Genomic DNA, 24,894 nt, shown 5'->3' with positions numbered 1-24,894 from the left:
TCTATAATCCTATCCCAACTATGTTATTTTTTCTATCTAAGCAATGATATCCTCATGTCCCAATTAAAATATTAATTTCTTTTAGTACAATGCCCCACCTGCTATAATTTTTTGTTTCAAAATCTTTATACCAATTTATGATTTCCAAAGCTTCTTCACGTTATTTTAAAGGTTCTTGATCATAGAGATATTTGCAAACATCCTTAATTCTTATATAAAATAAAAATTATCACTTAAGCCAATTTAATATTTCCTCTACTACTTCATTAGGTTTAACCCCATTAGATGCATTTAATCCAAATATAAAAATATATTTTACTTCATCTATCTCGTAATGAATTTTAATAATATTGTAATTCATAAAATATTTTTGGTATTGAGTTCTATATCTTTTAAATTTATAACTACATCTTTCATTTTTTTCTAATTTATCATTCATAATACTATTATTCTCAGTACTATAGGGAGCAGTAGAAGCTTCCTCTTCTTTGACCTAAATGCTGATGGATGTTGGGAACACTTCGTTATGCAATGGCAGATTGGACTCTTGACTTAATCATACATTAATATTAAGCTATCCCAACGTCTTTTAATATCTGCATAGTTTTATATTGTTTAAAATCCTTAGATAAATTTAATTCTTCAAGATCATATGTTAAATTAACTTTTCTGTTAAGCTTAATTAATTTTAAATTCAATAATACATCCTCTTTATAATCCAATAACTTTCTCTTAATTCTCTCATTTGTAACATCAGTAATATTATGATATATACTATTTAAATTTCCGTACCCATTAAACAGTTTTTGTGCTGTTTTTATACCTATACCTGGAATTCCTAAAATATTATCTGACTTTAACCCAGATAGCTGTGTAAATGGATTCATATCATCTGATAAACTTGACCAATCCTTAAATCTATTAGCATTATAATTGGAATCCATTTGCTGGCGAAATGAACCTAACTCGCTATCAAATACTACAAGAACCTTTTCAGGTCGAAAATAAGATATTGTTTTCAAAAGTGTTCCTGTGAATCCAACAATCCCGTGAATTAATTAGTCATTTTTTCCACGTATTTTAGCAGGTATTCCAAAAAAACATTCTAAACAATATACTAAATCCATCTATTAATAAAATATCGCATTTCATCCTACCTTCCTCCTTTTATTGAACCCCAAGTTTATTTTTTCTACTGTTGTATAACGTCCAGTGAACTTACGACGTGGGCATACTTCCTTGTCCCTGTCCATGTCGTAAGTTCACTGTTAGCGACGGAATCAATGGAAGTTACCAATAGTCATTAATTAAAATCGTTAGCATATAATACTCTATTTGTAGTAATGAATATCTTAAAGCCTTAACTAAATCTACTGTAGATAAAATGTAAAGTCATAATAAATAGACAAATTGAGATTTGCTAAATAAATTTCCCATAGCTTTGTTTTACTTCGACTACATGATCAAACCCACATACTATACGGATCTATTTTCCCCTATGATTGATAAAATAAAGTTTATAATTCCAAGCTCAACCACAAAGCAGGACGGACTCCGCCGCTGTTATCTCCTGTTGAAGAGTGAATTGTGTTGCTATTGTATCGGAAAGTACCGTTTCCCTGAATGCCTACATTGCCGTCACCGTGGATATATGCGGCTCTTCTATTGTCACGCCCGGGCGACCGAAGCCACCACCACCATACACGCCCATCGAATGTCGATTTTCTCTTATTGTTGTTTTTATCCTTCCTTTGAAACCAGTATCGTTGTTTGGGACTGGGATTTTCAAGGTTTTTACTGCTGTCACCGAAATATTTGCACACTACTTCTTCAATACTTAGCAGAAATATGTAATCCTGAGTATCTTCTCCTCCACTTGAACCGTACCACTGATTGTCGTGGTTTTTGTTTAATACTGGAATGATTCTTGACTGTTCGGTCACGGTGAATTTGTTATAAAACTCACCGTTAAGATATTTCCTCAGCGAGCAGTCAGCCCATGTCACACCCCCCGGGCAATTATTATAGGAATGTTGTTCGATCATATATTCAGTTATAATCAAAGCTGCATTGCCTTGTATATCAAGAATGCGCCAATCATAACTGCCAAATGGCAGGATTGAGCCGATATTAAATTCCCCCATTTTCTTCCTCCTCGTATAATATAGATTTTCTGTAGTTCTGTTTTAATGTTCCTAGGTAGACAATGAACCATGCCCCCAGATCCAGAGACGACCATGGATGGGAGTACCTCTACCGTTCCTATTGAACTATTTACTAAACAAAATAGGAATAATACGAATCAACTACTAATTATGCTTATATTATTCCCCTGTTCTTTTTGTCGTATATCACAACGGTTGCAATTGAAACAAGAATAATCACAGCATTTGCAGCAATGGTTCCCGCCCAAGTCATAGTCATGGTACCAAAGATGGGGGATGCCGCATTGAACATGGTGTGGAATAATACACACATAAACACACGACCTTTTCCTGATATTTTGTAGATTGCACCGTTGAAAAACCGAAATGCTATGAGTTGAACTGCAAACATCCAAAAGTTAATGAGTCCCTCTCCGTGATTTGTCCCCGGAATGAAGAAGAGAGGTATATGCCATGAAGTCCAAATGATTCCAACCAAAACAGAAGATAAAACAAAGCCATATTTTTTGTCAAGCTCAGGCTGCAATATATACATCCAGCCAGCTTCCTCCAAACCACCGATAATAAGGCTAACAGGCAGGGAAAGGAAAAACGTATAAAATGGAAGCACCATCTCCGTGGGGCCTGAAACTACAATATGTACCAAAAAATACAGTGCAAGTCCTGCAACAACGTACAAATATATAGATACGTTATTTGGGGCATAAAAAACAGTTTTCAGCCATTCCTTAAAATCTGCTATTTTTTTATTTTTCTTAAGAACAATATATGAAGCAATAGCGGGAGACAAAATATAAATTGCAAAAGGAATATTCATCCCGAATTGCTGTAACGAATGGACCCAATTATGAACCGAATATCCAAATTGCCCAAGAACAATCAACGCACCTGACACAAGGTAGGCTATGAAAAATGTCAGCATCGTAAATTGTACTATTATTTTTTTGTCTGTCACGATTTTTTCACCTCACATTTTGAAGTATACATTAAATTTTAACGGATCAGCTACACTCTATGTTGGGACATTTTATTATATCTGTTTTTTTCTTCCTTTTGATTATACCATATTATACATTATTTTACACACATGTATTTAGCCGTTGAAAATCTTAAACATAAACAAAGACGCCATTTGTGATCCCATAAATATATGTAAGGCTTCTTTTAGAAGACCTATTATGCAAAGACTATATTTTCAATAAGCTGGGGGATTACGAATCCCCCAGTAACTAATTTTTATTATGAATACCCAGTAACTAAATTTTATTATGAATACCCCAGTAACTAAATTTTACTGTTGCACTATACTGTATGACTTTAAAATCCTCCTGAATATATTCAGGATCTACATAGAAAATTATATGGCTCTTTCTATATAAATAAAAAAAACTACCCTTTTATTTTTTAGAGTAGTTTTTCATTCTCTTATCTATCATCTTTCCTCTGCTCTACTATGGTTCCAAAGCCTGAAGTCCCTTCTAAATCTCAACAACTTCATACTCATCCTTACCTATAAACACAATAAGGGCTTGCTTTATATTTTCCCTATCCTTAAACCCTCTACTATCTATATATCTTTTAAGCTGTTTTAATCCTTCTTTTTTTACTTTTTCTAACTTACTTTTTTCGCCTTTCTTTATATATTTAAGTTCTATTATCCATTCATAATTAACATCAGGCATTCTTATATCCTTTTCTAAATAAATATCTATATATCCATTTTCCACTTCCCGTTCACTTATTGGTTTATATACTTTGCTATTTACTAAATATGCAAATAATATTACCTTTATATATCTTTCATCAAAGTTCATTAAATCCCTATTTGATAGTGATTTTATTACATTTTTATGAACATAATCTATATATGATTTTATATTACCATCATATGCCATATCCTCTATACTAAGTCTAAGGGCTTTTGTCTCAAGTTTTATATTATGATTTTCTTTAAGACTATTCTCTATATACTCCCAAAATATAGTTTTGACTACATAGTTAGGCACCTTAAGAAGTAATCTTGTTCTTTCTTGTCTATCTATTGTAAGTAGTCCCATATAAAATAACAGTGACACGAAATAATCCTCATCATACATCCTATCAAAGGAAAATCTTGTTACTATATCAGCAACTATTCCCTCATTTACTATTATTTCATCCAACACTTTTCTATTCTCTTCATTGGAAACTAGCCTATTTAGTCTTCCATAATCAGTCTTTACATTTTCATCTATAAGTTCTTCTGGATATTCACCAAAAGTTCTATATTGATTAAAAAAGTACAACACCATATCTGGATTATACATCCTATTTTTACTATGTTTATTAAATAGATATCCATTATAATTTTTTCTTAATTCTTCTCTATCTTTAGATACATCCTGTATCTGTAGCTTTGATATTATTTCATCAACTTCCCTATCTGTAAATCCCATCATTTCATTTAGATTTCTATCCATTGTAGTATTTGAAGCTATATTAAATCCACTGGTTAGATCATCTAGCATAATAGGGGATATCCCTGTTATAAATATTCTATCTACTACGCTTTCTGTACCTATCTTTACAGTTTCATAAAAATCCCTCACAAATCCTGATGCCCTTACTACATCCTTATAAAAGCGACTTTCTCCCATAGCTATAATGTCATTTGCAAAATGGTCATACTCATCTACTATTAAATATATCTTCTTATTGGTTCTCTTAACTTCTATTATCAATGTATTTAATATGCCACCTACATCTTCTATTTCATTTATTCTCTCTTCTATATTTGAAATATTATCAAAGTACCTTTTATACTTATGTAAAAATTCTATAATAGAACTCCTCAACCTCATTTTAAATGATTCTTCCAGTTCTTCCTTACTATTGGTATTAAGTGCTGAAAAATTAAATTGTAACATAAAATAACTATTCTTAAGTACAGTAGGATTTTTACTAATATATAAGTCTTTAAATATATCAGTAAACTCATCACTATAATTCATATCATAGTAATAGGAAAGTGTAGACAAAAATAAGCTTTTTCCAAATCTTCTAGGTCGTATAAAAAACATATACTTACTGTCATAATCCTCTAGCATCTCTATATATTTTGTCTTATCTACATATAAATAGCCCTGTTCCCTTAAAGTTTTAAAATCCGAAATCCCATATGGTATCCTCATTTTTTCACCCCTTTATATATTATTGCCTTATGGTAGGTGTTTTAAAAAACAGTCTTAGTTTTAATAAAAGAATCTTGTCAAAGATAAGGTCCTTTTTATCTTCTCTTAGACTCAAACTAAAACTTGATTTTATTATATCATAGTAGAATTTGATTTTAACTTATAACACTTCAAATAAAGGATGTGCAAAAAATGATATTAATACTATTATACAGACTGGTACTTTCTTCATGTAGTCCCCTTTTTAGTTCCCTAAAAATTAATTTTTGGGCAAGTGGATTCTAGCCGCTTTTTATATTACAAGGTATTTCCTCAAATTCTTTCCAACCCCATATTATTAAATCCATACTCTATCAATAATTGTATAGCTTCCGATCCATAAGCTCTTATCTCTATTACAGATCTTTGCAATCCTTAGTCCAATGCTACATAACTGATTTTCCTAATCTACATCTTGTAATGCTAAATCTCCTGCTAAACTTTTATAGTAAAGAAAAAAAGAATATATCTTACATTTATCATTTAATTCTTCTTTTCCCAAATATAACATACAAAAATGGAGCTATTATGCTTGGCAATAAACCTATCCATACCGATATTTCAGTGAATCTTACAAATACTTGATGAATAACCGAATATAATCTTACTGGAATAAATAGCCATAGAAGAATAGATGGATATTGTCCCATAGATACTAATAATTGTTCAAAAGCTACGATCACAATATAGTATAAAGCAACAATAATTGCAGATTTTGCAATATCAGTTTTATCCATATCACGAAAACAAAATATCCCTGTGATTAAAAAAAGAACAACTGCAACTATAATATTCATCCAAAGGATTGTATTTCCCATTTCTAGTGTCCATACATTTGTCCCTTTTACTATAAAATATATATAAGCTGATGTTATAATAGAAATAATAATACCTGTTAAAATCGAAACTAAAGGAACACGCCAAACTTTACTTTTAATCAAACTTTTCATATTTATCTCCTTTCAAAATATAAATAAATTAAACACTATCAAACAACTCAACAATATAAAAAAATTTTATAAAATCTTCTACTATATCCCACAATTTTGTCATATTTCACTTCCAAAATTCCAACTTATTTTTCCTCCCCAAATATAATTAATCCTTACCTCACATTATTAAAGAAAGTCACTCTAATATAAATCCTACAGTTGATGGCATATCATTCCAAACATCTCCATCTGGACGGTAGTACCTTCTTATGACAGAACAATCTGTTTTAGTGTAGTCGATCACAAAAACCTGTCCTGTTTCTATAAGCATAGTACGGCAGTTCAACAAACAAATGTCTCATATCTTGGTTAGTGTAGTATTTATACCATAAATTAAATTCTTTATTTAGGATTTTCTCTACACCATGTGCTTTCCCATATAGGTAAACCTAACCTTTTTTATCGACTAATTGTCTAATTCTCTTTTTAGTTTTTTTCCTTAATTCACTATTTCCTATAGCACTACCACAGGGGATTCCTATCGCCATACCTAAGATTCGATTCATAAGTCTCCTCCCTAAAATAAATAAAATTGAAAAAATTTCAACATGATAATCCTCCCCCAGAGACTTTTCTATTTTCTTCATCAACTTAATATTTAACTATTTTTTCTCAAACTCTTTAGTGTATCTTTTTTCTTCCTTAGAAATAATAATCATAATTTTTAATTTTATCCATTATATCATATTGGAGTATTTACTGTCTATTTAAGTACAACTTATCCATTGTTTTCAATTCCCTTTTATAGTACACTGAATGTAAATACATATACTAAGGGGGAAGGTTATGTCAATTGATAGTAAAAGAGCATTTAAACTTTTAGAAAAAATTGGTTTTATACGAACCAGTGGTTCAGAAGAAGAGTTAAGAGCTGCAAAGATTCTATTAGAAGAAATATCTTCAATAGGATGTCAGGGATATATGGAGGATTTTAAAGCTCCCTCTTCTAAAATCACAAAAGCCACACTAAAGGTAGTTGAACCATATGAAAAAGAGTATGAGATTACACCATATAACTACTCAATCGGTACACCTAAAGGGGGCATAACTACAGATTTTGTATACATAGAAGATGGACATGATGCAAATTTAGTTGATATCAAAGGAAAATTCGTGCTTATAAACAAACGTCCAGACCTTAAACTTTATAAAAAGCTTATAGAGGCTGGTATTGCTGGTTATATAACTATGAGTGGTACTGCAATAGATGAAGAAGATAAAACCGATATAGCTGTATCTAGAGTTGATAAAAAATATACACAATATGGTAAAATACCGGCTGTAAATATGCGCACAAAAGATTGCTTTGACATGGTTAAGAACAAAACTACCAAAATCAAAGTAGAAATAATTATTGAAGATATAGAATTGACTTCTCAAAATGTTGTTGTAACCTTAGAAGGTTCTAAATATCCTGATGAGATAATATCCTTCGGAGCCCATTATGACAGTGTGCCCTTCAGTACAGGTGTATATGACAATGGTGCTGGTTCAGTTATTATAATGGAACTGCTAAGACATTTTAAGGAAAACCCACCAATGAGAACTCTAAAGTTTATGTGGTATGGCTCTGAAGAAGTTGGGCTTCTTGGTAGCAAAGCTTATTTAAAAGCTCATAAAGAGGAACTAAAAAAACATCTGTTGATGATTAATGTAGATGTTGCAGCCTCTGTACTTGGAAGGGAAATGGCTCTAGTCACTGCCGAAGAAAATGTGGTTGATTATGTTGGTCATATGGCTAAGATTAAGGGCTTACCACTTAATGTAAAGCAAAGCATATACTCCAGTGATTCTACAGCTTTTGCTGACAAGGGAATTCCTTCTATTACATTCTGTCGTTTTGCTCCTAAAGGGGGAGCATTTATCCATACCCGTAATGATGTTCTTGATTTTTTAAGTACTGAAGCGTTGGAAAAAACTACTATTATAACTAAAGAGTTTAGTGAATCAGTTATAAACTCAGTAGTATTTCCCTTTGAAAAAAAGATTCCAGATAACATGAAGAAGGACTTAGATAAATACTTTAATAAAGAACCTGATAAAGAGGATTCGGATGAAAATAAGAAATAGTCAAAATAAGGGGTTATCTAAAAATATATAGCCCCTTATTTCTATGTACTTATAATACTTTTATATTTTTCATACAAATTTAACTCATCCTCTTACGCCAACCTACATTGGCTTCATACTTACAAAATAGTACTCTTTACTTCTGTCTGAACAAGTAGAATGGACGCTTTGACTTTTATTACCTAATGTTTCCTTTGTGCCAATTCAATGTTGTCAGTGGCATAAATTTTAAATAATGTTTATTCGTTCTTTTCCAATTCCCTCATGGATGTGTGACCACATTATCATGGTCTTTCGCCTGTAATATAAAATATTATTCAAACTTGATTTTTAAGACTAAAGCAGCCTCTGCTACTTCTAGAGTTTTTTCAATATTGCTATAAGAGATAAAACCATCATTAACTTTTGTTCCAGCTAACCCCCAAATAATAATCTCTTTGTCATCTTGAGTCTTAATTTGTTTATTTAAATTTATAGCATTATAATTTAGATTTATTGGTAAATCAAATTTTTCGGTTGTCATTGCATTTTCAACAATTAGCTTTAACCGATATTTATCATTCTCTAATCTCTTAGCCGATACACTAATATCACTATCAAAAGAGTCTTCTATTCCCTTAAAACTTATACCGTCATATTCTTCAGTTACTTTACCTTTTTCCCATAGTTCATAGATAGCTCTAAAGTTTTTCTTATTGCCTTTGTACGATACTTCAACACAACCTGTTAATAAATCCAAATGTGGCTCTATTTTTTTTAATTCTCCCTCAAATAATGTGCTCGGTGATATTTCTACTATATTCTCCATATTATTATTAGAGCAATTTGTTAATGTAGGCAAACATAATAATAGTATCAGTAAATATATTATCCTCTTCATACTTACATTACCCCCTTATAATCTTAACAATAAAACAATAGGTTTGGTTCCATATTAATTTTATATAATGTGAAAATTATGTCATCTAAACTTCCTAGGATATTATAACGGTCTAATTACAACAGTCTAAAACAATTTTTATTATGTCTATACCTCAAAGGAATTCTCCTTGGTGGAGCTTCGCTCCCGGTGAAGAAATCTTGTCAATCTATTGTTAGCTGATGTTGTGAGCGAAAATAAGCATTCACACTAGTTGTTATCACTTTGCCTCTTTACATAGTGAAGTTCTGCAAATTCATTAAACCTCCGAATACTTTTTAGTTCTAACTCTATTTCCATATTCTGTTTATTGAATAAGGGAATTCCTTTACCAATAATGGTAGGTGCAATTGTAATTATGAACTCATCCACAAGATTTTCTTTAACAAAATTGGATAGTAAGTCTCCTCCACCAACAATCCAAATGTTCTGACCTTCAGCATCTTTTAACATATCTACAAATTCAACTATGTTACCGTCAACAAACTCTACATTATTATTAGGTTCTTGTGTTGACTTAGTGAATACATAGCACTTCTTATTCTTATAGGGGAAATTCTCTTTCTCTACGTTCATGATCCAATCATAGGTTCTTCTACCAAGAACTATTGTATCTATAGTGTCATAGAACTCCGAATACCCATTATCTCCTTCTCCTTCCACCTTAAATAACCAATCTAATGAATCATCTTCAGTAGCTATATACCCATCCAAACTTGTAGCTATATAAACTATCACTTTTCTTCTCATTGTAAATACCTCCTCGATGTTTTAATAAACAGCTCATAATGTCACTTAACGTTTTTAGGCTTCTCATCGTCCTATTTGTTTTTTGTAGGATGTTGAGAAGCCTATGTTAGCCGAAGCTATTTCTAAAACCTAATTCATTCTTTGCCTTATTTCTTCTACTTTTTCTTTTTCTATTCCTTCTTCCTTAGCACTACTTATCATATTTGCCCTTTCATGTAATGCTTTTTCTCTAGCCTTATACATTTCTAAAGTTTTTGGATCACTACTTAGATATTCTAATCTTTCTTCAGCCCTTTTAATATCTTTATCCATATCCATCAACTCCTTTAAAGTTTCATCAGATATATCATTCCTTAATCGAGACTAATATGTTAGCTGTTGTATGTTTCTCATTAATTTTAATCTTTAACCATTTCAACTTCCATAGTTTTTAGATTAATTATAATACCCATTTCTATTAACAAATCTAGTCCTATCAAGCCATTAATTTCACCTGATGGATCTATAACTCCAAAATCTATGTTTATATTTTCAATCTTAGATTCACCAAACTTAATTAAATCAACTGATTTCTCATATGCGTTATGAATACTTCCTTCAACTCCATAATACGAAATGATTTTATCATCTTTCTCTGCAAATATACCTATATCTTCAACTATATCTGGACTTATCATAGTTTCTGCTGCACCTGTATCTATAACAACATTATCTATAGTTTTATATTGCTCATTATACTCAATCTCTATTGAAGTATATAATAAGCCATCTCTATATTCTATTATCATGAAATTATTCCTCTATATCCTTTTATATTTCTTAATTCAATCATAATCTTCTTGTTTGCAGTATGATATACAACTACATCATCCTTAGATCTTACTAATTCTTTTGTAGCTTGTTTGTTATCTTCAAAGGATTGGATAACTGCCATTTCATCTACAATCTTATAACTACCTTCAACATGAGCTTCTAAAATCTTGATTTTGACAAATTTATTAGGGTATAGTTTTCTTACTTCTTGCCATTTCATACCTAACCCTCCTCATTTTATTATTATTTTTATTATATCATAAAGTAGGACTTTTAAATTTTTTAGTGTTTTTATTCTGCATATGATATCTAACGTCTCGTATTTCCGACGTTTCTGAACCGGACCCCCAAAGCCCTTCTCTCTGGCGGTGCTTCAGCACCCGGTGAAGAAATGTGCGTAGCGAACGGAAATATATTGTTATAAGAACTGGTATGCTCCATGACTCAGAACTGACTTTGTCGAACCCCAAAAAAGAACTACATTCCTAACTTCAATATAATAATATATTCAATGCTCAAACACAGATTAACTATTATTTTCAGTTAATAAGTTGTTAAATGATAAGTGTCTATAATATATAGGGGTAATTTATTTCAAATTATTCAATCATTAATTTAATATAAGTTTGACCATCATCAGCAACAAATTCATTATTATAAACATGCTTCCCGATAATTTCTCTTATCTTTTTAATGTCTTCAATATCCGGTGAAGCAAATTCTTGATAACATAGTGTATCACTTTTGTCATTTATCTCTTCATAAAAATCAGAAACATGTACCAAAAATTCATCTAAAATATCTTCTAAAGGATATTGAGAAATAAGCTTAGGTGATGTGCCTTCATTAAATTCTGGTTCTTGTTCAAAAGATAATGACGTTACGTAGTAATCTGGCTCAACTCTAGAGGTCATCATATTTCCATAAACATACATACCATTTTCTATTGAATCATACATATTCTTAAATAAATATATCCCTTCTTCAATAAATGTATATCTATCCTTATTGTCATACTTTTGAGCCTTATAATTTGATATATTTTTCATTTTTTAAATCTCCTTTTTTGTACTTTTTAAATTCGTCTACAAAATCTGATTATTGCATTACCTCATAGTTTTTCTGTCTAGTCACGCTTTCACATAATAGACCTGCTTTATCTACTTAGTTCCACCTCTTCGTGATACCCACACACTCCATTTCACATAACGTTTTGAGGCTTAGCGACGTCGGACTATCCCCAGAAACTACTTTCCGATGTCTGCTAAGCCTCTGTTACACGATGTATTATTACTACATTCTGATTCTCAACTTAATTGTAATTAAATCATTTAATGCTTAATCTTTCAAAATCTAAAATAACTTTATTTTCAACCATGAAGTCTACTCCTAAAATACATTCAAATCCATAGTTTTCTTTAGTCATTCCTAATTGTAATGTAAAATTATTTAGTAAATATTCTCCAACTGTCAAGTTTTCTACATTCTGTTCATAGCATAATTCACTTTCTCCTCCAACTCCATACATTCGTCTTGCCTTGCCTTTCAGAGGGTCAATAACTAGTCCAATATCTTGTACTGAATCAACATCAAGTATAGTATTTGATGATCCTGTATCTATTAAAACATTTCTTAACATCTTTTCTTTGTTATTATACTTAATTTTCACTTCTACAGTAGGTAGTCCATCTATCATTTTAATATTCATTGAGGATTCCTCCTTCTGATCCCCGTGAATTTATCTTCTACTACCTCAATTTTTTCATTTGAAGTATGAAATATATAAAGTTCTCTTCCTGGGTTCGCTAAGTGTAACTCTTTATATCCTTTCCATGCATTTGTAGAATTGGTGTGTTCTGAAATAACTGCCATATCTTCAATTTTTCTTTTGTTATTATGTGAGCTAGCCTTTAATGCTTCAACTAACACCCATTGATTAGGATGTTGATTCCTTACCTCTTGCCATTTCAATCTACTCACCTCCGAAATATCTATACATAAATTATATAATAAAACAGATTTTAACTAAAGTAAGAAGTTAAACCTACTGTATTGTAATATGTTGTGTAACGTATCTTGTAGTTCAGATGTTTTACATGTTCTAGTAAAATGTATGAACTATAATGTTAGACGATGAAAAAATATTCCTATACCACTAAATTTTTTATGAAAACATTTTACAAAACTTCATTATGTAAATTATTTATTATTTATGTTTTTAAAACCTACAGTTTCTGATATAATATTAGTATCAGTAATAGAAAGGTTGTTGGTTTTATGAATAACATAGAGAATTTATTAAAGCAAATATTAGATAATCAAACAGAAATAAAAAATGATATAAAAGAAGTAAAATCAGATATTAAATCTGTTGTAGATCAGACTGCTGATTTAACTGAATTTAGAACGCATACAAATCAAAATTTTACTGATATTAAAGATACTCTTAAATTTTTACTTCATAAAGAAATAGAAACAGAAAAAGAAATTTTTAAACTAAAACAAGTTAAGTCGAATTTATAATTTAGAGCTTTTTTAGCTCTTTTTTTATTTTAAAATCTGTTAAATAGCTTATTTAATGACTTATAATAAGTAAACACAATTTAAATATAAATTCGATTACTTTTAACTAATCCTAACGATTATAGAACATTTTTGTCATTAAGAAAACAGAATCTTTAACACAAGCTTATTTTTTAACTTCACATAAAATATTTTCATTTTATTTTTATAGTTTAATAATTATAATGTTGTATTTCACTATGTTTTTAAATCTTTTTTGTTGTCTAACGTTTCTAGTATATTGCGACGGTTCACATGTCTTTCGTGAACTGTTGGAAATGCTATGTTAGACGAAGTTGAGCCCGGTTTTATTCAATAGTTTTATTTAATCCAATTTTTAAGTATTCAGCCTTAAAGAAATACTCTGAAATATACTCTAAAGCAAGAACATAACCACAGCGATTTATATAATTCTGAACTGACTCTGATCTATATATCAAGTTTCCATGTGCTACATCATTTCGGAATTTAACAATTTCCTTAATATGCTCTTTTATATCACTATTCTCATCGATGATTACACTAATTTTTTTATCCTTAGCAAACTTGACCAACTTCCTTTTTAAATTAATCATATTCTTAAATTCTCTAGTAACATTCTTTAAATCCCCTTTATGTGAAGATTCATCATAAGCTTCACAAAAGTATTTGTTTAGCAATTGTTCATATGTTTGTTTTATTTCATCCTTAAACTGATTAGTTATTTTAGTTTCCCAATATTTTGTAGATATCTTCTCCATAATTTTAGTGAAATTTAACAAAGCATCTTCATAAAAGTTATATTTATAAATAAAATATATTCCCATTGATAGTAGTCGACAACATTGTTCAAAATCTGTTCGATCCGTTTGGTCTAAATCATTAAACTTTTCATTAAATTCTCTGATTCGTTTTCCATTACCTGTTTTCGGCAAATACTCAACATGTTTAATCTCTTCTACTTCTTTGTACGAATCATAACCCACTAAATGCGTTTCAAAATAAAATCCATATAAATATGACATAATCGCATTAGCTCGCTTTATTTTTTTTATTGCCAATTCACCTATAGTAATGTCACTATCTGCTTCTTCTTGAGCAGTTATATATACAGAAGCTTGGATATACTTTCCAAATTCGTCCCAATGATAATTTGAATAATAACAATCACATATTTTGAAGCATGCTTTTTTAGAAAGTGAAAGTTTAAAATCAAAAAAATCCATTCCTAAATCCAATTCTACAGTTATAACTTTCATTTCTTTTCCTCCTAATTCAATTTTGTCTAACTACTTAATCCCCGACTGTCGCTTTTTTACTCTATGTTAACGAATTAGCGACACTTTATGTCGGGAAAATTTTATTATGTCTGTTTTTTTCTTCCTTTTAATTGTACCATATTATGCAACATTTGACATGTATATTTAGCTGTTCAATATCTTATCTAATGAGCTTTTAATGTTACCTAAATTTGTTTTTGATACATGAGTGTATATCTCAGTTGTTTTTGAGCTTTTATGTCCAAGTAGTTCTTGAATATATCTTAAATCAGTACCAGCTTCTAACAAGTGGGTGGCAAATGAATGTCTAAGGGCATGTATAGAAACATTTTTATTTATTTTTGCATTTTCACATGCATTTTTAAATACTCTTTGAATAGTTCTCTCGGTTATATGTTTTCCTTTATTTCCTCCTGGAAACAACCATTCTTTAGGCTTATAAATCTTTGCATATTCTCTCAAAATATTTAGTGCTGCCTCTGAAAGCATAGTGTATCTATCTTTTTTTCCCTTGCCTTGTACTATATGAATCAACATCCTACCGCTATCAATATCATTTATCTTTAAGCTAGCTACTTCAGAAACCCTAAGACCTGATGCATATACTATGTATAACATGGCTTTATGCTTCAAGTTCTTTATATTATTCAGTATACTTTTTACTTCTATTTCACTTAATATATTTGGGAGTTTCCTTTCTTTTTTAGGACGGGGAATATTATATAGTATCTTCCCTTTATTTAATATTTCTTTATAATAGATTTTTAATGAGCTTATGGTTTGATTTACGAATGCATGGGAGTTACTTTTATCTTGTAGTAAATGAAACATATATTTTTCAACATGCTCTTTAGTCAAGTCCTCTGTTTTTACATCATAATACTGTAAAAACCTTTTTAAATGCCCTACATATGATTTTTTAGTTTTTTCACTATAACCTTTTAATGTTAAAAATCTATACATTTTATTTTTTTCCTTATCTGTATCTACTTTATATAAACTGTTGAAATCTATTAGTGTAAACTTAAAAACTTTTTCCCAATCTATATCTTCATTAATAAATAATTTTACTAATTTATTCAAACTTTTTGCCTTATATGGTATGCTCCAATACTTTTCTTCTCCATTCCAAACTCTCCCATTTACTTTTCTTATCTTCTTAACCTTTTCTTTGTCGTATTTGAATTTTATTATTATCCTTTTGTCTATAATTTTTATATCCATATTCATCCTCTTTTCCTTTGTTTTAGGTGTTCGGAAGAAAACGATAAGTCAAAGATGCAAAATAGACTAGCATACTGACTTATTATTTTCTTCCGAATGCCTTATTACTATTATTACAATTTATGCGAACATATATTCCCTTTGCCGCCACAAAACCTTTGATATACTCTAAAAAAACTACCCTTATATACAAGGATAGTTTTTAAACATTGTCAATTTTTATAATTATAAATACTCTATAGCCTCTATCAATTCCATATTTCTAGAACTCTTTACAAGTTCCCTTAGTGTTGCCAAATGTCCCGCTCCGTATATAACCAGTACTCTATCATCTTCCTGTGCTATAGCCTGCAAATTAGAAAAAATACGTATATTCCTTTCATACCACTTAGATAAAACATCTGCTCCGCAATAATTATCCCCTGCCCCTAATTTACAGAAGTCTATATATACTTTATGTTGTTCTTCTATCTCTTTAGGTTCATTTAAATTTTTTAGTATTTCTCCTATAGTTAAGTTATTGTGCATATAATTTGTTTCTTTCTCATGTTCTTTCATCTTTCCATTAAAATGCTCCATAAATTCTTGCTTATTATTATTTGCATACTCAAATGCCTTTTCAAAGGGGATCATACCAACTACATCAATGGGGTATATTTTGTTATGATTAAGACTTTTAGCCAACTTAAACCCAAGTTGTTCCACTTCAGATCTATGGTCAGTAATTCCTTTTCTATCTTCATCACTAAGTAAATCTCCGTTACACCACTTGTCATAATTATTATTTAATACTTCACTATTTTCAACCTGTACTTCTACAGCTATTTTATTAGGCTTAAACTTTCTTAGTTTATCTAAAACTTCCTCTAGCTCTTGTTGAGATTCATCACTCATAATATCCTTTGGCTTCTCTTTAACAGCATGTAAATCATTTTCCTTAAAGTGATATGTACCTAGTATCATTACTTTAGCTTTTTCATCATATACCATACTATTTCTTTTTTCCACTATTAAATCCCCCCTTGATTTATTTGTACTTATTATATCATAATAACATGGGCCTTAGGTCTTCTTATAGAAGACCTATTATGCTAAAGACTGTATTTTTCAATAAGCTGGGGGATTACGAATCCCCTAGCAACAATAAAAATTACGTATCCCTAAGCAACAATAAAAGTTACCAATCCATAAGCAATAACAGAATTTATTAGTTCCCTAAACAATAACAGAATTTATTAGTCCTCTCAGCGATAACAGAATTTATGAGTTCTCTCTATAATAGGAGGGTTTATAAATCTACCTCTATAATGAATAACCATGGGTCTATAGGGTAAAAGATTAATATAGGGCAAATACTTAGTAAAATTCATTAAAAATAAGGAGTGATGTTTTGAGTTTTAACGATGCCTATAAAAAGAAAATAGAAGGTCAAATAGACCAAGCTCGAGGAAAGATTAATGAGTTAAAAGGAAAGGCCAAGGAAGCGCAGGCAGACAGTGACCTTAAGGTTGAATATGAAAAAATGATAAAGGAACTTGAAACTAGAAAAGATTTAGCTGAAGAAAAATTGGACAAGTTAAAAGATAAAGGTGAAAAATCCTGGGACGATATTAAGGAAAGTCTAGATAAAGCATCCGATGATTTAAAAGAAACTATAAATAATTCTATTTCTAGATTTAAATAAAACAAAAGCGGCTTTTGCCACTTTTGTTTTATTTTTTTATACTCTCCTTTTTATCCTCAAAGAATACATTAAAGCTACTATCTATGTTTTTCTTTTGGATATATCTAGAGTTATAATCTTTTAATAATTCTAAAAACTTAGGACTTAATAGTAAAAGAGCCACAACATTAGCAAAAATAGGTAGAGCTGTAGACATATCAGCAAATAACCAAACTTGGATTCCTGGCATACCATAATAGGCGGCTATTACCACCATAAGAAATCCTGGCAAAGGGTAGAACCACTTATATACAGTTAATATTTTTTCTTTCTTTTTAGATTTTTTACCTAGCATATATCTTAATAAAACTTCTATCTGTGCATAAATACCTGATACTGTGGTTAAGCCAAATAAAAATATCCCTATGGTTAGTATCACTCGACCTACTTCCCCTAAACCTGATTCAAAGGCACTTAAGGTGAGAGCTGCTCCATCTAGTCCTGAACTCCATTCCCCGGTAACCATTATTACCAAAGCTGTAATGGTAAGTATAACTATTGTATCCATAAACACTTCAAAAACACCTAATAAACCTTGTTTTACAGGATGATCAGTCCTAGCAGATGCATGAACCATTGGAGATGATCCCCATCCTGCTTCATTACTGAATACTGCCCTTGACATTCCTACTTTTATAGCCTTAGCAACCGTTGCCCCTACAAATCCACCGGTGGCCGCTGTACCATTAAATGCACTATCAAATATTATTCTTATTGATTCAGGTACCATATTTATATTTTTAAATATAATAAATAGTCCCCCTGCCATATAAAAAATAACCATAAATGGCACTAACTTAGCTGCATATTTTGCCAAGGAGCTTAATCCTCCAGCTATGATCATGTATAAAAGTATGGTAAATATTCCACTTACTAAAACAATATTAAAATTAAATGTAGTGGAAATTGCTTCTGATATGGTATAGTTTTGAACTGTAAGAAAAAAGCCTGTAGCAAATCCAGATATAAAAATGAAGTTTAAAACTTTAGATAACTTTTTAAGTTTTCTTTCTTTTCCTAATCCCCTAGATATATAATAAGTTGGGCCACCATAGGCCTCATCTTTATTGTCTTTAGATCTATAGTGAACAGCCAGTGTTATTTCCGCCATTTTTATAATGGGACCTAAAAGTCCAGCAATCCATAGCCAAAATATAGCTCCCGGCCCTCCAAAGGCTATAGCTGTAGCAACTCCACCTATATTTCCAACTCCAATTGTTGCACCTAAAGCTACACTTAGAGCTTCAAATGGAGATATAACTCCGTCCCCTTTTTCCCCATCAACTTTTAAGTTTTTAAATGTAGTCTTTATTGAATGTTTAAACTTTCTAAATTGATAAAATTTAGTCTTTAAAGTCAAATATATTCCTGTAGTCAATATTAAAATCACCAATGGTATTCCCCATAAATAATCATAAACTATAGTTTGTAGCAAATTCACAAATACTCCCCCTTATTAATTTGCACAATAAATTGATTATTCTGAATTTTTAACGGAAGATGTTTTAGTCTGTATAGAGTTTTACTAAAACTCTATACAGACTTGTTCAATTAAAATCTTAATGATAGACAACTTAAACCACCATCTAATTTTCTATATTCTGATGTATCCACTGTAATTACATCATAGCCTGCATCTTCTATGGCTTTTTTAGTTTTTTCGTATCCCTTAGGAACTAAAACCTTATCATTTACCCATATACTATTTGCCGCATATTGTTCATTTTCATCTATTAATATTTTATTGAAGTCTTTAAAGTCTGGATGCTCTATAAATTCACCAGATACTAACATATTATTATTTTCTAGATATGCAACCCCAGTTTTTAAGTGTAGAAATTCTTTCATTTCAACTGCAGACCCTGTTAAACCATATTTTTTAAGAATAGCTATAAACTGATCTATTCCCTCTTGATTGGTTCTATCGGAAAGCCCCACATAAAAATGGTCCCCAACCATCATTACATCTCCACCTTCTAGGGTCCCTGGTGCCTTTATAAATTCAATTTTATCCTTATCATAGAATTTTTCAATTACATTTATAATTTCTTTTTCCTCTCCCTTTCTGCTTTCAGCTCCAGGATTTGTTATTATTGCGCACTTTTTATTAAGAACAGCTACATCCTCTACAAAACAAGAATCTGGATATCTTTCGTCTAAATCTAGTCTTGTCACTTCTACTCCACAAGACTTTAAAGCATTAATATAATTTTCATGTTGCTTCAAAGCCAAATCATAATCAGGTTTTCCTAATTCAGGAGCTGATGTAATACCATCAGCCATACTTTTACTTGGTTTTCTAACTATAACATTCTTAAACATTTTAACCCCTCCATTTTGTATACAATATATTATATATTATACTTTATATATTATATTGTATATTACTGCCATATTTTAGTCAACCTTTTTTCTGAATTTTTAAATAAGTTTATCAAGATTTTTATCTTTTAAACTTTTCTATTTATAGTATAATAATTATAAGGAGGCAGAATATGACCAATTATTTATCTTTAAAAGACCACGTATATAATTTTATACAGGAGAAGGTCAATGATGGCACTTTATCACCAAATGAGAAAATTAGTGAGCAAATGATATGTGAAAAATTAGAAATCAGTAGAACTCCAGTGAGAGAGGCTTTAATCCAACTAGCTACTGAGGGATATTTAGAAAAGTTACCTAGAAGGGGTTTTATAGTAAAACCCATCGATGAAAAAAAAGCAAAGGAACTCTATACCCTTATCGGTACATTAGATTCTTTAGCAGCATTTTTATCTATGGATTTTATAACTACAGAAGATATAAGTATTATGGAAAGAAAAGTTAATGATATTGATGAAGCTATATCAAAAGAAGATTATGAGTTGTATAATAAATTGCAAACTGAATTTCATAATGTTTATATAAATAAGTGTGATAACGAAGAACTTATAAGAGTTGTAAATCAACTAAGAAGGAATTTTATAAAACATTCTTATTCCATGGATGAAAATAACAGAGAAAAAAGTATATATGAAATACTAAAAAAAACCAATACCGAACATAAGACTATAATAGACTTATTTAAATCTAAAAACAAACAAGAATTAGAGAATTACATAAAAAATGTACATTGGGATATTTCCCTAGCTAGCTTAGAAAAACTCTAATATTCTTTCATAAATTAAGGGATTGGAAAAATCCAATCCCTTAATTTATATTTCTTCTTTTTTAATTTTAGATGTAGCGTGGAATTCATTCCACGGTTTCCTTATCTATTCTTTATTATTTATTCTCTATTCTCTGCCTTTAAAACCTAGTATCTCAAAATAGCCCCATAAGGCTTATCCCCTGGTATATTCTCAGCTTCTAGTACATATACATCTCCATCCCTTAACATTGTATGAACTGCTGAAAAGTCCAGTAGGTCTTCCGATTTTTCTTCTTCTTTTATATTTAAATTAACACTATTGGTCTTCTCTTTATATATGCCCCACTGCTTGATACCTTTAGCAACAAATAATGAATCTATCCTTCCATTATATGCAGCGGGGACAATCTTTTCTATATCATTTGACGTATAATCAGTTTTGGATAAATCATTATACTTATTAATAATCTCCTCTTGTTTTTCTTTAAAGTGGTCCTTTACAATGTTCCACCCCTCTTGATGCAATGTCTCAGAGTCTAAGTTATCAGGATTCCCTTCTATTCCTTCATCTAATAAATAGGGATAACTGTTGGCATCTTTATATATAGGTATCATATAATCAACGGCTGCAACTATTAAAGGACATCGTTGGTCTTTAATCATGTCATATACACCATCATCGATCTTGTGGAAATATCTTAAGATGTTTTTCTTTTTATCATCATCACCGGCACCGTTACCATGATAAATATTTGATCCATTACCTCCGCTATGGGACTGAAGCTGTTTTTCAGGATCATCATGCCATAATGCCTCATCAATACTCTCTGGCACATCTTCTAGTTCCACTTCTTCAACACTATAATGGGTACAATTTAAAAGCCTAACTTTATTCTGACTTAGGGCTAAAATATAAAATTCACCGTCTCCACTTAACAAGGACATAAGAGGTTTTATGTGAAATCTATTACTTACAACTACCATTTCATCAAAACTTATTGGGAGTTTATAATAGTAAAAATTATTTTCAGAAAGGAAAATAGCTAGTCCTTCTCTTTGATGACTCCAAAATTTATGATCATCTAAAAACTTTTTTGCTGGACTTAATATCTTATCTATATCTTTGGGACTAAAATCTTTGCCTTCCAATTCCCTTCTGGCTTCACTAATTAAGTTTTTCAGTCTAATTCTCCCCTTATCCACATCGAAATCTGCCACTTCCGTTGGTAAATAAATAGAAATAGAAACCCCATCATTATTATTAATTAACTTCTCAAAATCGTCTCTTGTTACTAAATCCATTAAATTCCTCCTCAAAGTAATAGTTTTATTAAAAATATCTATTATCTTATAAAAGTGTCTATATTAATGGATTACCCGGAGATTATAGTTCTAAACGATTAGGGCAGTCTTTAGGTATTTATAACCTTCCTATAAAAAATGTGTATTTATTTAATTGACAACATATAATAAATACTATATAATTATCGATAAAAATATATGATTTAAAATTTCGATGATGAGAGAAGTATTCATTTTGATTTTCTAACAGCGAATGGGAGTAGAGTGAGAGTCCCATAAGAAATAAAATGGAGAAAAGGGCCTCTGAGAAGTTATCTGAGCGGAAACGTAAAGATAAACCATTAACTGGGTTAAAGTTATTAAGGGGACTATTATTTAGTCAATTTGAGTGGTACCGCGGATTTATACCCGTCTCATATTTTTTATGAGACGGGTTTTTTATATTTATTTGCTTGTTGAAGGTAATTTCCCAATGAATTCGAAGCTACTTACTTCAATGGACAGTTGACAATGGACAATTAAGGTGGAAATAGGCAAAGTCCATTTGAAATATAATATTTTACGAACAGAGTGAGTAAAATCACCTTCAACTGTCAATTGTCCATTGTCAACTGTCAATTCAAAGAAGTAAAAGGGAGTTCATTCTCCAGTATAATAATATAAAGATTCAATATGAATTACAATAAATTAATTAGGAGGTATATGTATGAAAAAAGTTATTGATAAAATAAATGATTTAGTTAAAGACAAATTTGAAAAATGTGGTTATGATAGAAAGTATGGTTTTGTTACGGTATCAAACCGCCCTGACCTATGTCAATTCCAATGTAATGGAGCTTTAGCTGCTGCTAAGGAATACAAAAAATCCCCTAGGGACATTGCAAATGATGTTTTCGGTGAGCTTAAGGACATTGAAATCTTTCAAGATATTTCAATCGCAGGTCCAGGGTTTATAAATATAAACATTACCGATGAATTCCTAACAAACTATATAAATGATATGTATGGTGACAAAAAACTAGGTACTTCTGAAAATGAAGATCCTATGACTATAATGATAGACTATGGTGGGGCCAATGTTGCTAAGCCCCTTCATGTAGGTCACCTTCGTGCCGCAATAATAGGTGAAAGTATTAAAAGAATCTCAAGATATTTAGGTCACAAAGTTATAGGAGATGTTCATTTAGGTGACTGGGGTCTTCAAATAGGTATGGTTATATCAGAAGTTAAAAGAAGAAATCCTGATTTACCATATTTTGATGAAAACTTTAATGGAGAGTATCCAGAAAAAGCTCCCTTTACTATAGATGAACTTGAAGAGATATACCCAGCTGCAAGTAAATTAGCTAAAAGTAACGAGGATGCTATGAAAGAAGCTAGGGAAGCTACTTCTAAACTTCAAAAAGGCCATAGAGGTTATTTAGCTCTTTGGAAACATATACTAAATGTTTCTGTAGCTGACCTTAAAAAGAACTATGGGGATTTAAACGTAGAGTTTGATTTATGGAAGGGTGAAAGTGATTGTCGCCATTATCTAGATGAAATGATTACTTACTTAAAGGATAATAATTATACTGAAGAAAGTGAAGGTGCTTTAGTTATAGATGTAGCTAAAGAAGATGATAAACAACCTATCCCGCCTTTTATGGTATTAAAATCCGATGGTGCTACCCTATATAGTACCACTGACCTTGCTACCATATGGGAAAGGGTTAACGATTATGACCCCAATGAAATTATATATGTTGTTGATAAAAGACAGGGACTTCACTTTGAGCAGGTATTTAGATGTGCTAAAAAAACAAAAATCGTTAATGAAGACCTTAAGTTTGACTTTATTGGTTTCGGTACAATGAATGGTAAAGACGGAAAGCCTTTCAAGACAAGGGAAGGTGGGGTTATGAGACTTAGAGACTTAATAGATATCATCAAAGATAATGTTAAAGACAAACTTAGAAATAACGATTCCTTCACTGCTGAAGAAATGGATGAAATAGCAAGAAAGGTTGGTTTATCAGCCCTTAAATTTGGTGATTTATCAAACCAAGTTACTAAGGATTATGTTTTCGATATGGATAAATTCTCATCCTTTGAAGGAAAAACAGGACCATATATCCTTTACACTGTAGTTAGAATTAAGTCTATATTAAGAAAAGTAGATGTTGATAAGACAAGTAACATTATTAACCCCCATAGTGATATAGAAAGGGATTTAATGTTAAGTTTATCAAAGTTCAACGAAGTAGTTGAATCAGCATTTATTGATAAAGCTCCAAATAAGATGTGTGAATACATTTATGAAGTGGCAAATCAGTTTAATAAATTCTATCACAATAATAAGATGATAACAGAAGAAAATATGGAAAAGAAAATGTCTTGGATAAATCTTAGTAACTTAACTAAAGATGTTTTAGAAACTGGACTTGATTTATTAGGTATTGAAGCTCCTGATAGGATGTAATAAAAATATATGATTTAAAATTTCGATGACGAGAAAAATATCCATTTTAATTTTCTAACAGCGAGTGGGAATAGAGTGGAAGTCCCATAAGAAATAAAATGGAGAAAAGGGCCTCTGAGAATTTACCTGAGCCAATGTGTAAGGGTAAACCATTAACTGGGTTAAAGTTATTAAGGGGACTATTATTTAGTCAATTTGAGTGGTACCGCGGAATTATACCCGTCTCATATTTTTTATGAGACGGGTTTTTTATATTTATTTGCTTGTTGAAGGTAATTTCCCAATGAATTCGAAGCTACTTACTTCAATTTA

General features: G+C 30.6%; 26 protein-coding genes and 2 other annotated features. Of the genes, 5 read left to right on the top strand and 21 right to left on the bottom strand.

Annotated features, from left to right (window positions below):
- Positions 1–229: 229 nt before the first annotated feature.
- The 7 genes from V6137_RS10785 to V6137_RS10755 form a co-directional block, all read right to left on the bottom strand.
- Complete coding sequence (locus tag V6137_RS10785) at positions 230–439, bottom strand: hypothetical protein (RefSeq protein ID WP_425447939.1); 210 nt, start codon at positions 437–439, stop codon at positions 230–232.
- A 130-nt stretch (positions 440–569) separates the two neighbouring features.
- The gene (locus tag V6137_RS10780) at positions 570–1,022 is read right to left on the bottom strand and encodes a 5'-3' exonuclease H3TH domain-containing protein (protein ID WP_425447938.1); all 453 of its coding nucleotides are present in this window, start codon (positions 1,020–1,022) and stop codon (positions 570–572) included.
- 495 nt (positions 1,023–1,517) lie between these two features.
- On the bottom strand, positions 1,518–2,144 hold the full coding sequence (locus V6137_RS10775; protein WP_425447937.1) for a DUF6273 domain-containing protein: 627 nt from the start codon (positions 2,142–2,144) through the stop codon (positions 1,518–1,520).
- Positions 2,145–2,319: 175 nt separating this feature from the next.
- A complete protein-coding gene (locus V6137_RS10770) occupies positions 2,320–3,120 on the bottom strand; it encodes a CPBP family intramembrane glutamic endopeptidase (RefSeq protein ID WP_425447936.1) in 801 nt (266 codons plus the stop codon).
- 523 nt (positions 3,121–3,643) lie between these two features.
- Positions 3,644–5,335, bottom strand: coding sequence for an AAA family ATPase (locus V6137_RS10765; RefSeq protein ID WP_425447935.1), 1,692 nt, complete (start codon positions 5,333–5,335; stop codon positions 3,644–3,646).
- 518 nt (positions 5,336–5,853) lie between these two features.
- Positions 5,854–6,324: a hypothetical protein gene (locus tag V6137_RS10760; protein ID WP_425447934.1), complete on the bottom strand. Its 471-nt coding sequence runs from the start codon at positions 6,322–6,324 to the stop codon at positions 5,854–5,856.
- Positions 6,325–6,502: 178 nt separating this feature from the next.
- Positions 6,503–6,655, bottom strand: a complete 153-nt coding sequence (locus V6137_RS10755) for a hypothetical protein (protein ID WP_425447933.1) — start codon at positions 6,653–6,655, stop codon at positions 6,503–6,505.
- Between the two features lie 497 nt (positions 6,656–7,152).
- On the opposite strand from V6137_RS10755, the gene V6137_RS10750 reads away from it, so the two are divergent.
- On the top strand, positions 7,153–8,436 hold the full coding sequence (locus V6137_RS10750) for a M28 family metallopeptidase (RefSeq protein WP_425447932.1): 1,284 nt from the start codon (positions 7,153–7,155) through the stop codon (positions 8,434–8,436).
- Between the two features lie 313 nt (positions 8,437–8,749).
- On the opposite strand, the gene V6137_RS10745 is transcribed toward V6137_RS10750, so the two are convergent.
- The 8 genes from V6137_RS10745 to V6137_RS10710 all read right to left on the bottom strand — a co-directional run bounded on the left by V6137_RS10745 (position 8,750) and on the right by V6137_RS10710 (position 12,889).
- Positions 8,750–9,316 carry a hypothetical protein gene (locus V6137_RS10745; protein WP_425447931.1) on the bottom strand — a complete coding sequence of 189 codons (567 nt, stop codon included), beginning with the start codon at positions 9,314–9,316 and terminating at the stop codon, positions 8,750–8,752.
- A gap of 249 nt (positions 9,317–9,565) precedes the next feature.
- Positions 9,566–10,105 carry a dihydrofolate reductase family protein gene (locus V6137_RS10740; RefSeq protein ID WP_425447930.1) on the bottom strand — a complete coding sequence of 180 codons (540 nt, stop codon included), beginning with the start codon at positions 10,103–10,105 and terminating at the stop codon, positions 9,566–9,568.
- 129 nt (positions 10,106–10,234) lie between these two features.
- Positions 10,235–10,417 carry a hypothetical protein gene (locus V6137_RS10735; RefSeq protein WP_425447929.1) on the bottom strand — a complete coding sequence of 61 codons (183 nt, stop codon included), beginning with the start codon at positions 10,415–10,417 and terminating at the stop codon, positions 10,235–10,237.
- A gap of 86 nt (positions 10,418–10,503) precedes the next feature.
- Positions 10,504–10,893, bottom strand: coding sequence for a retropepsin-like aspartic protease (locus V6137_RS10730; RefSeq protein WP_425447928.1), 390 nt, complete (start codon positions 10,891–10,893; stop codon positions 10,504–10,506).
- Positions 10,890–11,138 carry a hypothetical protein gene (locus V6137_RS10725; protein WP_425447927.1) on the bottom strand — a complete coding sequence of 83 codons (249 nt, stop codon included), beginning with the start codon at positions 11,136–11,138 and terminating at the stop codon, positions 10,890–10,892. The genes V6137_RS10730 and V6137_RS10725 overlap by 4 nt, the downstream gene beginning before the upstream one ends.
- 379 nt (positions 11,139–11,517) lie before the next feature.
- Positions 11,518–11,967 (bottom strand): hypothetical protein, encoded by a 450-nt coding sequence (locus V6137_RS10720; RefSeq protein WP_425447926.1) that lies wholly within the window; start codon positions 11,965–11,967, stop codon positions 11,518–11,520.
- Between the two features lie 278 nt (positions 11,968–12,245).
- Positions 12,246–12,626, bottom strand: a complete 381-nt coding sequence (locus tag V6137_RS10715; RefSeq protein WP_425447925.1) for an aspartyl protease family protein — start codon at positions 12,624–12,626, stop codon at positions 12,246–12,248.
- Positions 12,623–12,889: a hypothetical protein gene (locus V6137_RS10710; RefSeq protein WP_425447924.1), complete on the bottom strand. Its 267-nt coding sequence runs from the start codon at positions 12,887–12,889 to the stop codon at positions 12,623–12,625. Before V6137_RS10710 ends, V6137_RS10715 begins: the two co-directional genes overlap by 4 nt.
- A 306-nt stretch (positions 12,890–13,195) precedes the next feature.
- On the opposite strand from V6137_RS10710, the gene V6137_RS10705 reads away from it, so the two are divergent.
- Positions 13,196–13,441, top strand: a complete 246-nt coding sequence (locus tag V6137_RS10705) for a hypothetical protein (protein ID WP_425447923.1) — start codon at positions 13,196–13,198, stop codon at positions 13,439–13,441.
- Positions 13,442–13,788: 347 nt separating this feature from the next.
- Here V6137_RS10705 and V6137_RS10700 read toward each other — a convergent pair whose 3' ends face one another.
- The 3 genes from V6137_RS10700 to V6137_RS10690 form a co-directional block, all read right to left on the bottom strand.
- Positions 13,789–14,718, bottom strand: a complete 930-nt coding sequence (locus tag V6137_RS10700) for a HEPN domain-containing protein (RefSeq protein ID WP_425447922.1) — start codon at positions 14,716–14,718, stop codon at positions 13,789–13,791.
- 165 nt (positions 14,719–14,883) lie between these two features.
- Positions 14,884–15,963: a site-specific tyrosine recombinase/integron integrase gene (gene xerA, locus V6137_RS10695; RefSeq protein WP_425447921.1), complete on the bottom strand. Its 1,080-nt coding sequence runs from the start codon at positions 15,961–15,963 to the stop codon at positions 14,884–14,886.
- A gap of 225 nt (positions 15,964–16,188) precedes the next feature.
- On the bottom strand, positions 16,189–16,971 hold the full coding sequence (locus V6137_RS10690) for a DUF5694 domain-containing protein (RefSeq protein WP_425447920.1): 783 nt from the start codon (positions 16,969–16,971) through the stop codon (positions 16,189–16,191).
- A 382-nt stretch (positions 16,972–17,353) separates the two neighbouring features.
- Between V6137_RS10690 and V6137_RS10685 the strand changes: the two genes are divergently transcribed.
- Positions 17,354–17,647, top strand: a complete 294-nt coding sequence (locus V6137_RS10685) for a sll1863 family stress response protein (protein ID WP_425447919.1) — start codon at positions 17,354–17,356, stop codon at positions 17,645–17,647.
- A 28-nt stretch (positions 17,648–17,675) separates the two neighbouring features.
- Here V6137_RS10685 and V6137_RS10680 read toward each other — a convergent pair whose 3' ends face one another.
- Positions 17,676–19,127 (bottom strand): alanine/glycine:cation symporter family protein, encoded by a 1,452-nt coding sequence (locus V6137_RS10680; RefSeq protein WP_425447918.1) that lies wholly within the window; start codon positions 19,125–19,127, stop codon positions 17,676–17,678.
- A 110-nt stretch (positions 19,128–19,237) separates the two neighbouring features.
- Positions 19,238–20,008 (bottom strand): dimethylarginine dimethylaminohydrolase family protein, encoded by a 771-nt coding sequence (locus V6137_RS10675; RefSeq protein ID WP_425447917.1) that lies wholly within the window; start codon positions 20,006–20,008, stop codon positions 19,238–19,240.
- 173 nt (positions 20,009–20,181) lie between these two features.
- Between V6137_RS10675 and V6137_RS10670 the strand changes: the two genes are divergently transcribed.
- Positions 20,182–20,838 carry a GntR family transcriptional regulator gene (locus tag V6137_RS10670; protein ID WP_425447916.1) on the top strand — a complete coding sequence of 219 codons (657 nt, stop codon included), beginning with the start codon at positions 20,182–20,184 and terminating at the stop codon, positions 20,836–20,838.
- Positions 20,839–20,984: 146 nt separating this feature from the next.
- On the opposite strand, the gene V6137_RS10665 is transcribed toward V6137_RS10670, so the two are convergent.
- Positions 20,985–22,121, bottom strand: a complete 1,137-nt coding sequence (locus V6137_RS10665; protein WP_425447915.1) for a baeRF7 domain-containing protein — start codon at positions 22,119–22,121, stop codon at positions 20,985–20,987.
- 205 nt (positions 22,122–22,326) lie between these two features.
- Positions 22,327–22,540: a binding site (T-box leader), on the top strand.
- Positions 22,541–22,827: 287 nt separating this feature from the next.
- Here V6137_RS10665 and argS point away from each other — a divergent pair.
- The gene (gene argS, locus V6137_RS10660) at positions 22,828–24,582 is read left to right on the top strand and encodes an arginine--tRNA ligase (RefSeq protein ID WP_425447914.1); all 1,755 of its coding nucleotides are present in this window, start codon (positions 22,828–22,830) and stop codon (positions 24,580–24,582) included.
- Positions 24,583–24,598: 16 nt separating this feature from the next.
- Positions 24,599–24,812, top strand: a binding site (T-box leader).
- Positions 24,813–24,894 lie beyond the last annotated feature (82 nt).

The sequence above is a fragment of the Dethiothermospora halolimnae genome, assembly GCF_037577855.1.
GTDB classification, from domain to species: domain Bacteria; phylum Bacillota; class Clostridia; order Tissierellales; family VENL01; genus Dethiothermospora; species Dethiothermospora halolimnae.
The sequence above is the reverse complement of the archived record's forward strand: the minus strand, read 5'-3'. Positions and strand labels throughout refer to the sequence as shown.

Bases quoted from the DNA above. Each gene is read 5' to 3' on its own strand.
- V6137_RS10715 (WP_425447925.1), bottom strand. From the start codon at position 12,626: ATGAATATTAAAATGATAGATGGACTACCTACTGTAGAAGTGAAAATT.
- V6137_RS10735 (WP_425447929.1), bottom strand. From the start codon at position 10,417: ATGGATAAAGATATTAAAAGGGCTGAAGAAAGATTAGAATATCTAAGT.
- V6137_RS10765 (WP_425447935.1), bottom strand. From the start codon at position 5,335: ATGAGGATACCATATGGGATTTCGGATTTTAAAACTTTAAGGGAACAG.
- V6137_RS10740 (WP_425447930.1), bottom strand. From the start codon at position 10,105: ATGAGAAGAAAAGTGATAGTTTATATAGCTACAAGTTTGGATGGGTAT.
- V6137_RS10745 (WP_425447931.1), bottom strand. From the start codon at position 9,316: ATGAAGAGGATAATATATTTACTGATACTATTATTATGTTTGCCTACA.
- V6137_RS10675 (WP_425447917.1), bottom strand. From the start codon at position 20,008: ATGTTTAAGAATGTTATAGTTAGAAAACCAAGTAAAAGTATGGCTGAT.
- argS (WP_425447914.1), top strand. From the start codon at position 22,828: ATGAAAAAAGTTATTGATAAAATAAATGATTTAGTTAAAGACAAATTT.
- V6137_RS10760 (WP_425447934.1), bottom strand. From the start codon at position 6,324: ATGAAAAGTTTGATTAAAAGTAAAGTTTGGCGTGTTCCTTTAGTTTCG.
- V6137_RS10700 (WP_425447922.1), bottom strand. From the start codon at position 14,718: ATGAAAGTTATAACTGTAGAATTGGATTTAGGAATGGATTTTTTTGAT.
- xerA (WP_425447921.1), bottom strand. From the start codon at position 15,963: ATGGATATAAAAATTATAGACAAAAGGATAATAATAAAATTCAAATAC.
- V6137_RS10720 (WP_425447926.1), bottom strand. From the start codon at position 11,967: ATGAAAAATATATCAAATTATAAGGCTCAAAAGTATGACAATAAGGAT.
- V6137_RS10665 (WP_425447915.1), bottom strand. From the start codon at position 22,121: ATGGATTTAGTAACAAGAGACGATTTTGAGAAGTTAATTAATAATAAT.
- V6137_RS10730 (WP_425447928.1), bottom strand. From the start codon at position 10,893: ATGATAATAGAATATAGAGATGGCTTATTATATACTTCAATAGAGATT.
- V6137_RS10705 (WP_425447923.1), top strand. From the start codon at position 13,196: ATGAATAACATAGAGAATTTATTAAAGCAAATATTAGATAATCAAACA.
- V6137_RS10750 (WP_425447932.1), top strand. From the start codon at position 7,153: ATGTCAATTGATAGTAAAAGAGCATTTAAACTTTTAGAAAAAATTGGT.
- V6137_RS10785 (WP_425447939.1), bottom strand. From the start codon at position 439: ATGAATGATAAATTAGAAAAAAATGAAAGATGTAGTTATAAATTTAAA.
- V6137_RS10725 (WP_425447927.1), bottom strand. From the start codon at position 11,138: ATGAAATGGCAAGAAGTAAGAAAACTATACCCTAATAAATTTGTCAAA.
- V6137_RS10670 (WP_425447916.1), top strand. From the start codon at position 20,182: ATGACCAATTATTTATCTTTAAAAGACCACGTATATAATTTTATACAG.
- V6137_RS10775 (WP_425447937.1), bottom strand. From the start codon at position 2,144: ATGGGGGAATTTAATATCGGCTCAATCCTGCCATTTGGCAGTTATGAT.